The sequence below is a fragment of the Telluria sp. ZB4P34 genome (assembly GCF_059686055.1).
In genome coordinates, this window is record NZ_JCASIF010000007.1 from 57460 (window position 1) to 69663 (window position 12204).

The window sequence follows — 12204 nt, forward strand, 5'->3', positions numbered from 1 at the left end:
ATCCATGGCAACCGTCATCACCCAGAGCGACCTCATCGAATCGGTCGCGGCAGCCCTCCAGTACATCAGCTACTACCACCCGGCCGACTATATCCAGCACCTGGCGCGCGCGTATGAGACTGAGCAAAGTCCGGCCGCGAAGGACGCCATCGCCCAGATCCTGACCAACTCGCGCATGTGCGCCGAAGGCAAGCGTCCGATCTGCCAGGACACCGGCATCGTCAACGTGTTCCTGAAGATCGGCATGGGCGTGCGCTTCGAAGGCTTCACCGGCACCGTCACCGACGCCGTCAACGAAGGCGTGCGCCGCGCCTACGCGTTCGAGGACAACAAGCTGCGCGCCTCGATCGTGGCCGACCCGCACTTCGAGCGCAAGAACACCAGGGACAACACCCCGGCCGTGGTCCACATGGAACTGGTCGAAGGCGATACCGTCGATGTGAAACTGGCGGCCAAGGGCGGCGGCTCGGAGAACAAGACCAAGTTCGTCATGCTCAACCCGTCCGACTCGCTGGTCGACTGGGTCATCAAGACCGTGCCGCTGATGGGCGCCGGCTGGTGCCCGCCGGGCATGCTGGGCATCGGCATCGGCGGCACCGCCGAGAAGGCGATGCTGATGGCGAAAGAGTCGCTGATGGAAGACATCGACATGTACGAGCTCAAGCAGCGCGGTCCCAAGAACAAGCTGGAAGAACTGCGTATCGAACTGTGCGACAAGATCAACGCGCTCGGCATCGGCGCCCAGGGCCTGGGCGGCCTGACCACGGTGCTCGACGTAAAGATCAACATGTACCCGACCCATGCAGCCTCCAAGCCGGTGGCGATGATCCCGAACTGCGCCGCCACCCGCCATGCCCACTTCGTGCTGGACGGCTCGGGCCCGGCCTACATCGAACCGCCGGCGCTGTCGACCTGGCCGGACGTGCAGTGGACCCCGGACACGGAAAAATCCAAGCGTGTCGACCTGAACACCCTCACCAAGGAAGAAGTCGCTTCCTGGAAGCCGGGCCAGACCCTGCTCCTGAACGGCAAGATGCTGACCGGCCGCGACGCCGCGCACAAGCGCATCCAGGACATGCTGTCCAAGGGCGAGCAACTTCCCGTGGACTTCACCAACCGCGTGATCTATTACGTCGGCCCGGTCGACCCGGTGGGCGGTGAAGTCGTCGGCCCGGCAGGCCCGACCACCGCGACCCGCATGGACAAGTTCACCGACATGATGCTGGAGAAGACCGGCCTGATCTCGATGATCGGCAAGGCCGAGCGCGGCCCGGCGGCAATCGAATCGATCCAGAAGCACAAGTCGGCCTACCTGATGGCGGTGGGCGGCTCGGCCTACCTGGTATCGAAGGCGATCAAGTCCGCGAAAGTCGTGGGCTTCGAGGACCTGGGCATGGAAGCGATCTACGAGTTCGACGTGACCGACATGCCGGTGACCGTGGCCGTCGACTCCACCGGCACCTCGGTGCACAACACCGGCCCGAAGGAATGGTCGGCCAGGATCGAGTCGCTGAAAGGCATTCCGGTCACCGCGGCCTGAGCATCTCGTTGTAACGTAGGGTGGTCGGCTTTGCCGACCGCGCGTCCAACTCCCTTCTCCGCCGCCACATGGTCTCCAACACCATTGAACAAAACGCCCCCGTCGGTATCTTCGACTCGGGCGTCGGCGGCCTCTCGGTACTGCGCCACATCCAGGCGCAGCTCCCGCACGAACATCTCCTCTATTTCGCCGACTCCGCCTTCGCCCCCTACGGCGACAAGCCCGAGCACGTGGTCATCGAGCGCGTGCTCGGCATCGCCGCCTACCTGGCGGCCCGCGGCGTGAAGGCGCTGGTCGTGGCCTGCAATACGGCTACCGTGGCCGCCGTGCGCGTCCTGCGCGACCGCTATCCCGACATGCCGATCGTCGGCGTCGAGCCGGGCCTGAAGCCCGGCGCGGCCGCCACCCGCAACGGCACCGTCGGCGTGCTGGCCACCGAACGCACCCTGGCCGGCGAAAAGTTCCTGCTGCTGCGCGACCAGATCGCCGGGACGACCGGCGCGCGCTTCCTGCTGCAGGCCTGCGTCGGCCTGGCCGACCAGATCGAATTCGGCGAACCCGGCTCTCCGGCCCTGGATGCGATGCTGGAGCGCTACGTGGCGCCGCTGCTGGCGCAGGGCGCCGACACGCTGGTACTCGGCTGCACCCACTACCCCTTGGTGCAGGCCTCGATCGAGCACGTCATCCGCCGCCATACCGGCGCCGGCGCCGAGGTCGCGCTGATCGATACAGGCGACGCCGTGGCGCGCCAGCTGGCGCGGCTGCTCGAGGCGGCGCAGCTGCTGCGCCGCCCCGGCGGCGCGCATTGCCAACCTGCGCGCCTGGAGGGATGCACCAGCGCCAGCGCCGCGGCGCTCACCGCCGCCTTTGCCGGGCTGCTGGGCCAGGATGTGTCCGCGCACGAGGTCGCGCTCGGGGCGACACTGTCCAAGCCGGCCGGCACGCACATTTAAATTTGCCAGTTGGGGAAGACCTTTGTATAATCTTGTTCTGTCTCAGAAACAGCGGGACAGACAAGCAGTATGCAAGACAATGGTGGCTGTAGCTCAGTTGGTAGAGTCCAGGATTGTGATTCCTGTTGTCGTGGGTTCGAGTCCCATCAGCCACCCCAAGAATTCCTTTAGATTCAGTGGATTACAAGAATTCGAAATTTTCGGATTGTGAATTTTCCAACGAAGGCTCGTATTTTCCAACGGACTTAAAATTGAAAGCCACCATTAGGTGGCTTTTTTATTGCTTCTGATGTTACCCAGGGCACATTCTTGATGTTCTTAAGAATGAACTATAGAAGACTATAATTGACTGTAATCGACTATCTGGGCACGCGAGGATCGGGACCTTTCCCTATAAAGTAACGGATAAGCTGACGCAGCACCACCGCTTGTGACTCTCCTGTAGCGCCCACGGCTGCGTTAAAGTCTTGCCGCAGTGTTTCGTCCAAATGCACTGTCACAACTGCCTTCGCAGCCTTCTTAATCGGTTTTGGGTCTATATCGTACAGGCAGAGCAACCCCTTCCCTGTGCGCACAAGATGTTCCAGGGATCCGTGACGATACACAGACGCAATCTCTTCCTCTTCTCCGTCCGCTTTCTCCCTGATGATCATCCCATATACTTCTGCCGGCGGGCGAAGAGAATCGTATGAGATCGAGGCGAAGAGAGTGCGGCCTTCGAGTCGGTTGCAGAATGCCAGGAGCGTTGTCCCGTCAGCTTCGATGCGGTAGTTCATGCCTGCAGTCAGCAAACCGATCTTTACCAGCCGCTGTACTTCCATGTTCGGATGGAAGGCGATAGTGCCCATGGAACCCCTCTTTAGTGTGTAACGCGCCTATAGACCTCTTGGTAGACCTCATCGAACGGCCCAGGACATGTCGCTAGATCGAAGTGAGTCACGTAACCTACGGCGATCAGTTCTGCAAAACCGACATCTGTGTACACCGCATCTAAGAGAGCGAACTGCCGCGCGCCAGGTTGTAGATGGATCACGCTGACCGCATACCTCCCGTCCTTGCAGAGGAAGACAGTCGAGACAAGGAACCGTCCTTCGGCGCGGTAGTGTGGCGGCGTGATGACTTCGATCTCTTCCAGCTCTTGAATCTGCTCGCAATGATCGTGTTTCCCGCGCGACTCTTGATCGACTGCTAGACCACGCTCTGCTGCTAAAAGCACTTCACCTTCATCCAGGACACGTGGCACTACAATGAAAAAACGATATGCTGCCTCTCCGATATCGAACGCCTCTGCCACGTATTTAAAGTCCTTCTTCCAACTGTCCTCTTTGTACTTTACTTCTAAAGAAAAAACAGCGTCAGCAGTGATCTTATAGCTGAATTCACTTTCTTTGACTGCACATTCATATTTCTCGAAAGTGCCATCAAGTACGGCATCCATGATCGACCGACGCTCTGTTTCGTAGCGAAAGCTCTCATCGTACGAGTAGATCCGCTGACACGGAAAATCGTCAGAAAGCTCATCAAGAAACTCTTCACGTGCCATTATGCCTCCGCAAGATTGCAATGTAACTATGCTACCGCTGCGGCGCGCCCGCCAAAAGTGAATTCTTGAGAAAATAAAGCTTATCGAACTTTTCGCACCCATCCGCGAAAAGCGTACTTCAATGCTCGTGCGTCATGCAATGCATGATGCTCTACCTGCTTGTGCCGCACGTGGAATTCATACTGCTTCAGTTTATTTACATATGAAGGACCGAGGTTACGCAGCACAACACCAAGCGGCATATCGCCGTTGAAAATCTGATCAAACATCTTACGATCGTACTCAGAGTCGTAACAAATTAAGACTGGCTCGTCTTGGCGCATTGCTTCGATCCAGTTCAATAGCGCAGCTCGCACCTCTTCCAAAGATAAAGGCTTCTTGCCTTGATTTAGCAGGGGAAGCACGGTCGCACGTACAAAATCGCTGCACTCATCAAGCGGATACTCGGCTTCTGCATAGAACTCATCCCCACTAGAAGCGACAAGCGCAATACTAATCAACTTTGGATTTTCGAAATCAGTGAACTCAGTATCCATAAACAACGTCTGCTGCAGCATAGTAACGCCCCTTTATCGGTAACGGCATCAGCTTTACAGGTTCGCTACCCTTTTTTTCCAAAATGTAACCTACAGTACCCTTTTAGTATCTCAGAGCAAAACGATTCGCGCATCAAAATTCAAAAATATCTTCAACTGTGCCCTCTTCCAGAAAAGCTTTACAAATTTCGATTTATTATAAGTTAAACAGTTTGAATGCTGACCAGAGATATTAAAACTTAGGAGTATATTATGGATATTGACGACTTTGCTGACCTAACTTTCTTTTACTACACTCTGCAATCGATATATCATCTTGAAAATATTCCTATTTCTTTACTAGAAGAGCTGGACATTGATATGCTGCAGCGGCTCTCAAAGGCAGCACGGTTTGACGGAATCATCCTAATTCTTTCCGTCGACTCATACGACAAGAACCTAGTTGTGGATCATTTCAAGCCTGATAGGCAAGCGAAACCCCTTGTGCCTTCTGATGAGGCCCCAGAGTCCGCGATCTATATAAGTAACGATGCCGACGTTAATGAGGTACTACGGACGCTCCAGAATATGTCTGTACGATATGAATCGCTGAATCCTCCACCATTTAAAACATACAATGATGATGATGGCCCATCTGGCGATATACATACGGTCACAGTGGAAGAATTTCTACGAGGGAATTTGGAGGCGAAAACGAAGCATGGAATCTTCATGCGAGACAACGGCATGCACAACGTAGCTATACCTGCTTCGTACAAACGTATTCAACTAAAATTAATTAAATAGAAAAACCTCATCATGACCACTTCCGCCCTACAGCTTATGATTGCCAGCAGAAGGCGAATACGCCTCCACAAGAACGCTGAGCGTCTTGCAACAGTTGCGTTAGTCGCCGGAGCTATTGTCGCTCGCGGATTTTTTCAACATCGGCGCTGGCTACGCCGTAACGGGCCCGAAAGTCTCCATCGCCGTTATCCGTTTTACGTTTCGATCTCATTTCAGGCCTCTGCCAAGACAGGAATACCATGGGCGAGATAGTATTCCATGAATATCCGCATAGCTTCTGACTGTGACCTACCGCTGCGCTCACACTTCTCGGCAAACTTCGCTTTCAGTTCACGATCAAAGCGTATGGAGAAAATCTTTTCCTTTTTCTTCTTCTTTGCTGGCAATATTTTAAGGCTCACATCCTGAAACACTTCTTTACCAGATCGGACGATATAAAACTCGCTGTTTTTCTCAGCTTCTATTACCGCATCTCTCACTTGCATTACGTGCTCTAGGTCGAGGTGATGAAAAACTGATAGCGGAATTGTCTCCTTCATGTGTTCGTCGATCGAGTATACAAGGAGAAGGTACCCTTCCGCACTAGCTCCTTGATCCACAATCGAGAAATAGTATTGAGTCGTATGGATCTTTACTGAAATCTGTATATAAACGTCTTTGCTAGTCACGGTTTTCCCCCTAAAAGTTAAATGTTCACACAAGTAATTGTACAAATCTTTCTGATCGCACTTTCATGGAAACGGCGTAACCATAAGCGAATTTTAATTTATCCGCCTGATTTCGCAAAAATACAACGATTTCCGCGACAGCCATATCCAAATTTATTTTCTCGTGATTTTCGCGATAGGGGTTACAACTTTGCTTACGCTTTGGAAGACTGTATGATGGCTGAACCAATAATTTGACGAGGTGCACGTGGGCTTGTTCGACTTCCTTAAATCTAAACAGAGCGCCGCCATGGTAGCGCCTCCGCCTTCCGAACCACCGCTGACCGAGTTAGATATCTTCCAAGACCCTCGCTACCTGGCCCTATGGGTGAACAGGTACTTTCTGGAGAACTATCCTCTCGAAAAGAACTATGAGTTAGTCCCTGATGATGAGACACGAGAGTCGCTAGGCATCACGTTCGCCCAGCGGGAGCGTTGCGCTCGCGAGTATTCAGTGCTTCGTATCTCTGGCGTCTCATGCTTCATCAAGCGCGTCTACGATGACGTATTCTGGCTTACGTTCTCCCGTGACATAGCAGCCCCGTTGACACGTCAGATATTTAGTTCTGGCTGGGAAGAGCAGCTTGAAGACACTGCTGAGGCTCTGGATCGGTATGTTTCACTGATGTCGAACGGCAACTTAAGTGAGTGCAGCCAGTTCTACATGACCCGTCTCTATGATGACAATAGCAAGTTCCTTAGGATGAAAATTGCTGGCATTGGTGATATTGCTCCGATTCAGATCATGGACGCCTATGAAATTATGCAGGACGCTTACACAACCGTAATGTCAAAATAGATTGCTCTCTCGCATCCATTCTTGTAGAGCTCGTAGCTACTCCGGAAGTTCGTCAGCAGTCATAGCTAACGCGTACAAGCGCTTCTCAGTTAATTCGTAAATGCGTTGCGTACATGCTGTAGGAACGACTGCAAAACAGCGCACCGAAGTGCACTTTTCTTACTTCTTTAACGTATATTTAAAGCCTCGTTGACCTTTTTCCTCGACAAGTTCAGTATCGCTCCCTTCATTTTCGCTTCCATTCAATGCCGACATAATTGCATTGAATCTCTTTGCCACCGCATTAGCAACATCCAGGTTTTTCTTCTTTATCCAGTGATAGGTCTCACCAACTAGCTTACGCATAGCGATCACAGCGGCCTCTAAGGCAAAAATCTTGTTTCTGTAAACGATAAGTTCTTTTTTTAAAGAGTGAACTTTACTCGAGGCAGACTCCAATTCCGCTTTCAATTTTTCTTTTTCGAGCTCCATCTCTTTAAATTCTGCAATAACCTTAGACGGCGTTCCTTCTATAAATCTAGAAATTCGTTGCTCGCGCACTGCTAGTTCATGCTCTGCGGTCAGTACGCTCTTCGACTTTTCAATTATTCGGTTGCTCTTCTCTTCTGCGTCTAATCTCAGCCGCTTGCTTAAGATAAGTTCACGCTCAATAGCCTCTTGGCGATGATCGAACTCTGCCTCGCGGCGGGCCTTTTCATCTTCTGCATCGAACAGCTGAGTGTAGAAATCCTCTTTTAGTGCACGCGCTTCGATTTCACGTTGGGACTCGAAGTACGCCAACTCAAGCTGCTGCAGGCGAATTCTGTCGTTCTCTTCATCGATCTTTGCCTGCTTTTCTGCAGCGTCCGTCAACGCCTCCTCGGCGATCTTTATCTGGCGTGCTGACTCAGCCATGCGCAATCTCAGCATTGTCTCGTCTCGCGTCCAGCGCTCGCGACGTGGTCCAGTCCTCAGCAGGCCGAATTTTTTGGAGATCTTTTCGTGGATCATTTCTTGCCAGTCGACCAGGGCTTGCGCTCCCGTGGCTTTTCGGGCACCTGTCGCATATTTTTTCCCGTATTTGTCGACCTTCTTCTTCGTCTCGTCGTCAGTTGAGTTAGCCCTTTTACGCTCACCTTTATCTGCGGCATACGCTTTGTCGATAACTCCGAAGTCTTCACCGTCAAGCGGAACTACATAGAAGTGATAGTGCAACGCGCCCTGACTTTCCGTTATTTCGTCGTAGTGTGCTACTACGCTTCGGAGTCGTTCGCCGTATATTTCTTTTAGCCTCTCAACTCCGTAGGCGAGGAATTCGTTGAATTCCTCCACTGGACGATGCGGAGGCCAACTAATGACCCCAGCAACCATCGACGGAGTGTCAGGACGCATCCGCTTGCCGTTCGATTGTTTCACGGTCGCTATCCAGTGCGCAGCGAGCGCTTCCACTTCGAGCGGGTCGCATCCATAGGCAACGGTCGGCGGCTGAGGTTCCAGTACGTGCGGAAAATGTTTTTTCCAGTCGGTTGGCTTACGCGCTGCCTCACGCAAGATGTCGGCTACAGACCAGGCACTACCTGAGCGGGTCTTGCCATAATCCGCTTGGTGATGTCCCAAGCGTTTGTTTTTTGTGCTAGGTGCGAAAGAAAAGCGTTCGTATCTAGCGAACTGGAACCCGTTGGTTATCGAGTCTTTAGCGTCTCTTTGCGTAATTTTGCGTGCCATGATTTGTGTCCCGTTATTTCCTAGTCCTTGCCAGTACGTATATGCAATCTTCGTTGCCTTTATATTCATAACGATAGCACATCAAAAAGGCCCAATTTTTCAGTTAGCTTATTTTCGCCGCTTATTTTGATTTTGTGAGGTATGAGTAACCGACTCTTACCTCTGCAAGCAGAGGTGTCGGCCCACTGCGTGGGGCGTGTGCTCCTGTATTAAGGGCACGGGCCTTCAGCCGGACACTGCCGTGAGCTAATGCGATCCCCTACTCCACAGCTGGTGAAATTGTTTTTATGCTCAGCAGCATGAGCTCCACTGTGTGTGCAGCATTCCTCCGAAAAAGTCTTTCAGGCAAGCACTGACGTGAAAGTCTTGATTGAAGCGAATTGTGTTGGCGGTGTGCTTATCGCACTGGCATTGCACCAGCGTCGGCAGCAGTGTAGTTCGCATAGGTGCGTTTTCCACACTTCGATTACCCTCGCTTCACACTCTGGTCGCACTTGCCTTCCTCGACCTAATATCGCAGTGTGCTTATCGCACCGCTTCTTCACTCGCTGGTATATTGAGCCAGGATTAAACCGCGCTCAATAGCTCATATAACTCCTGAATGGGGTGCAGTAACGCCCCGCGACCATTGATACGCGGCCTTCAGTCTTTTTGTAATCGGCAGTGGCCCAGAAATAACACGCTACAGGCAACCAGAAGAGTCTTCGCGAAGAAGTGGCCGTGGGATCGGTCCGTGTGCGATCACGGTCGCCATCGAAATGTTTGGGCTGCTGCTGTGTACGCGGGCTATCGTCTCAAAGCAGACGTTTCTCTAAAGGCTCCTACTCATGTGCCTATGCCAGCTTTCGCGAAGCCTGAGATGGAACCTTTGGTCTACCTACACGAGACCATCTTAGAGAAGACTAATCCCGAACCGTTTGACTATTTGGCCTTCCCCATCGATACGGACACTTCCGTTAGGCGCATTTTAGATTTTCAAACTGTACCGGGCTGATGTAGCCGATAGTGGAATGACGCCGGCGTGGATTGTAGAACCTTTCTATGTAGTCGAATACGTCAGCCCGTAAATCATCTCTGGTCCGATAGTGCTTTTTGCTCAGGCGTTCAGTCTTGAGCGTTGAGAAGAAGCTTTCCATTGCGGCGTTGTCCCAGCAATTACCGCGACGGCTCATGCTGCAAACAATGCCGTGGGATGCGAGCAGGTCAGCTGATACAGGGCGGCGCGCACGTCGAACTTCGGATCGCTTGGCATCTTGCTGCGGTGCTTGGCTTTGGGGAGGGGCGCGTCCGGCATCGGCTTTCCAATGTTCAGACCAGCCACAGTACGTTCAATTTCAGCGTCGCATTCGTCGATACACTGCTGGTAAAAATCGTAGAGGGCTAGCGCTTGCTTGAGAGCGAAAACATGCTCGGGCTGGTAATTACCGACTAGAGCACTGCGGATGGTTTCCAGACTTTCCTTGCAGCGTACATCACGCATCGCCGCCAGGGTATCGGGATTACGCTCGCCGGCGACGATGGCACGGATGATCCTCATGCCCGTGACGCCGGTAATCGTGGCGATGACGTGATGGAGCTGAATGTTCATGAAGGTCAACGCCTTCTGCATGTGTTGGATATGCGCGGCGGCGTAGTCGGTGTGCTTCTCGCGTGCACGGAGATAGGCACGCAATTCTGCGATATCGCGGCCAGGACGGAAGCTCGCACGCAGCAAGCCACAGGCATGCAAGCGCTGCAGCCATTGGGCATCGTTGACGTCGCTTTTTCTACCGGGAACTGCGCGCGCTTCGCGGGCGTTGGCCAGGATTACCTCCAGCCCGTGCGACTTGAGTACCTCATAGGCAGCCACCCAGTAGACGCCGGTAGATTCCATCACGACCGTTTTTGTTCCGGTCGCGACCAGCCAACTGGCCATGCGCTCCAGGTCACTAGTAAAAGCCTGAAAGGTCTGGACTGGTTCGTCGCACAGATCCGGGCTGACGGCGGCGACGTGGAATCGCGAACCGATATCGATGCCGGCTGCGAATGGATGAATGATCGGCAGCCCGCTGGGCTTGGATCGTAAACGCTCTCTGGACATGACCCACCTCCTGGATAGTCAGGTGCAGGACGGGGACTCGGAATTGATCAACTTCCTAAACGGGGTCGCCAAATGGTGCCGCCACATATGAGTCCGCAGCTTCCCCTGGACCAGGTTTTTTGACGGGGTCTATGCCTCCAAAAAGCGTTCGGTCACAGTCCTGCGTGCAACCAGTGTACTCGTCTGGAGTTTCTATTCATGAGGGCCATGGGCGACCGTGTGGGGCGGTTTTTTAATATGTCGCGCTCCGTTTTGACCTTCGCTAGCTCGCGCCGCATGCGCTCGTACTCCTGGGGCGATACCTTCTCGTGCCCGCCAGGTGCCTCTACATCCACGTTAGCTTCTCTGCACCACCGCCCCAGCAAATTGGCACCGATGCCAAGGTCGCGGGCTATCGCCGCCTTGCTCGCGCCAGGCTGGCCTACCAGCTTGACCGCCTCGCGCTTAAACTCTTCTGAGAACAACCGTCTTTCACGTGCCATGTAATACCTCCGATAGGAACATGATACCTATCGAAAGTGTCCGTCGTGGTGGGGGAAGGCCAAAGTTCGCCTGAACTGCCTCGGCGCAACGACGGCACTCGTTTGCTGCTGCCCGCTCTACCACGCAACGAACTGCTTCGGACGCGGCTGCTTGACTCTCCGCGCCGAGTAGTTGTTCGTCTAGGCTTTTTGACATGGACCTCTGCTTAAGTGTAAAAATGTCAACACTGCTGCTGACCTGAGTAATTTTCAAATGCAATCTCGCCGGATGGTAGATCAGCCGATACCTGAGATGATGATCAAGTTCGATTGATGACCGTCTTGACGCTTAGATAGCATCTTTGCCAGGAGGCTTTCAGCGGAACACAGTCCTATTTTAGAGTTCGCTCCTACGTTTACGCAATCAAGCAGCGCCCTAGATTTAGAGCATTCGCGCATTGCCCAGACACGTGGAAGCTTTTTTCATGTGGTCGTGGCGACGCCTCGTCACGCGCGTTTAAAAACAGCTTGAGTTTTTATTGTAAACCTTAAGATCTTGTTTACCTATCACGCAAGCTATTGATTTCATTGATTAAAACTGCTTCAATTGTGCCATTGTTAGAGAGGTAATGTGCCACCACTAGAGCGTTCCGGTGCCGTCACTAGAGAGGTAAGGTGCCATCATTAGAGACATGTGCCATCGTTAGAGAATTCGGTGCCATCATTAGAGAGCTTTTGTGGATAACTTTAAGTTTCTGATTAGTTACTCTAAATCCTTTTGCTATCAATGGTTTGAACCTTGCGTACTGGAAGTTATCCACATATCGCATACTCTAACGATGGCACCGAACTCTCTAACGATGGCACCGAATTCTCTAACGATGGCACGCAATTTTGTTGGCGAAGTCCATTTTAGTTAAAAATAGTGCATATAAACTTTCAATATTTGCGAAATTTAGTAAAAATTGGATTTGCATTCGTATTTACATGGACGCTTTAAAAGAGCAGTTTTCATCTAAAAATATCGTAAGAATTGTTGTTGACATACAACATTCTGCTTGCTTCGAGAACCGAAACTGCACTGTTCAGCCGATG

11 protein-coding genes, 1 tRNA gene and 1 pseudogene are annotated in these 12204 nt (G+C 52.7%); 5 read left to right on the top strand and 8 right to left on the bottom strand.

Translation table 11 applies throughout. From position 1 onward, the window contains the following. The first annotated feature begins 4 nt into the window (after positions 1–4). The 3 genes from AC56KL_RS13585 to AC56KL_RS13595 all read left to right on the top strand — a co-directional run bounded on the left by AC56KL_RS13585 (position 5) and on the right by AC56KL_RS13595 (position 2651). The gene (locus AC56KL_RS13585; RefSeq protein ID WP_497180692.1) at positions 5–1540 is read left to right on the top strand and encodes a fumarate hydratase; all 1536 of its coding nucleotides are present in this window, start codon (positions 5–7) and stop codon (positions 1538–1540) included. 68 nt (positions 1541–1608) lie between these two features. Next, positions 1609–2493, top strand: a complete 885-nt coding sequence (murI, locus tag AC56KL_RS13590) for a glutamate racemase (RefSeq protein WP_497180693.1) — start codon at positions 1609–1611, stop codon at positions 2491–2493. Positions 2494–2575: 82 nt separating this feature from the next. Then, a tRNA-His gene (locus AC56KL_RS13595) sits at positions 2576–2651 on the top strand. Positions 2652–2852: 201 nt separating this feature from the next. Here the strand turns inward: AC56KL_RS13595 and AC56KL_RS13600 are convergent. The 3 genes from AC56KL_RS13600 to AC56KL_RS13610 all read right to left on the bottom strand — a co-directional run bounded on the left by AC56KL_RS13600 (position 2853) and on the right by AC56KL_RS13610 (position 4593). After that, a complete protein-coding gene (locus tag AC56KL_RS13600) occupies positions 2853–3341 on the bottom strand; it encodes a hypothetical protein (RefSeq protein ID WP_497180694.1) in 489 nt (162 codons plus the stop codon). A gap of 11 nt (positions 3342–3352) precedes the next feature. Continuing rightward, a complete protein-coding gene (locus AC56KL_RS13605; RefSeq protein WP_497180695.1) occupies positions 3353–4036 on the bottom strand; it encodes a hypothetical protein in 684 nt (227 codons plus the stop codon). An 80-nt stretch (positions 4037–4116) separates the two neighbouring features. Then, a complete protein-coding gene (locus AC56KL_RS13610; RefSeq protein ID WP_497180696.1) occupies positions 4117–4593 on the bottom strand; it encodes a 3'-5' exoribonuclease domain-containing protein in 477 nt (158 codons plus the stop codon). 231 nt (positions 4594–4824) lie between these two features. On the opposite strand from AC56KL_RS13610, the gene AC56KL_RS13615 reads away from it, so the two are divergent. Next, the gene (locus tag AC56KL_RS13615; RefSeq protein WP_497180697.1) at positions 4825–5358 is read left to right on the top strand and encodes a hypothetical protein; all 534 of its coding nucleotides are present in this window, start codon (positions 4825–4827) and stop codon (positions 5356–5358) included. A 212-nt stretch (positions 5359–5570) separates the two neighbouring features. Here AC56KL_RS13615 and AC56KL_RS13620 read toward each other — a convergent pair whose 3' ends face one another. Continuing rightward, entirely contained in the window at positions 5571–5897 is a 327-nt protein-coding gene (locus AC56KL_RS13620; protein ID WP_497180698.1) for a ribbon-helix-helix domain-containing protein, read from the bottom strand. A 382-nt stretch (positions 5898–6279) separates the two neighbouring features. Here AC56KL_RS13620 and AC56KL_RS13625 point away from each other — a divergent pair, with 382 nt between their 5' ends. Then, positions 6280–6864, top strand: coding sequence for a hypothetical protein (locus AC56KL_RS13625; RefSeq protein ID WP_497180699.1), 585 nt, complete (start codon positions 6280–6282; stop codon positions 6862–6864). Between the two features lie 159 nt (positions 6865–7023). On the opposite strand, the gene AC56KL_RS13630 is transcribed toward AC56KL_RS13625, so the two are convergent. The 4 genes and pseudogenes from AC56KL_RS13630 to AC56KL_RS13645 all read right to left on the bottom strand — a co-directional run bounded on the left by AC56KL_RS13630 (position 7024) and on the right by AC56KL_RS13645 (position 11130). After that, positions 7024–8568, bottom strand: a complete 1545-nt coding sequence (locus AC56KL_RS13630; protein WP_497180700.1) for a plasmid recombination protein — start codon at positions 8566–8568, stop codon at positions 7024–7026. A 956-nt stretch (positions 8569–9524) separates the two neighbouring features. Beyond that, a pseudogene (locus AC56KL_RS13635) lies at positions 9525–9767 on the bottom strand (IS3 family transposase); the annotation flags it as partial. Continuing rightward, complete coding sequence (locus AC56KL_RS13640) at positions 9737–10648, bottom strand: IS110 family RNA-guided transposase (RefSeq protein ID WP_497180701.1); 912 nt, start codon at positions 10646–10648, stop codon at positions 9737–9739. The gene AC56KL_RS13640 and the pseudogene AC56KL_RS13635, both read right to left, overlap by 31 nt. 152 nt (positions 10649–10800) lie before the next feature. Continuing rightward, positions 10801–11130 carry a transposase gene (locus tag AC56KL_RS13645; protein WP_497180702.1) on the bottom strand — a complete coding sequence of 110 codons (330 nt, stop codon included), beginning with the start codon at positions 11128–11130 and terminating at the stop codon, positions 10801–10803. Positions 11131–12204 lie beyond the last annotated feature (1074 nt).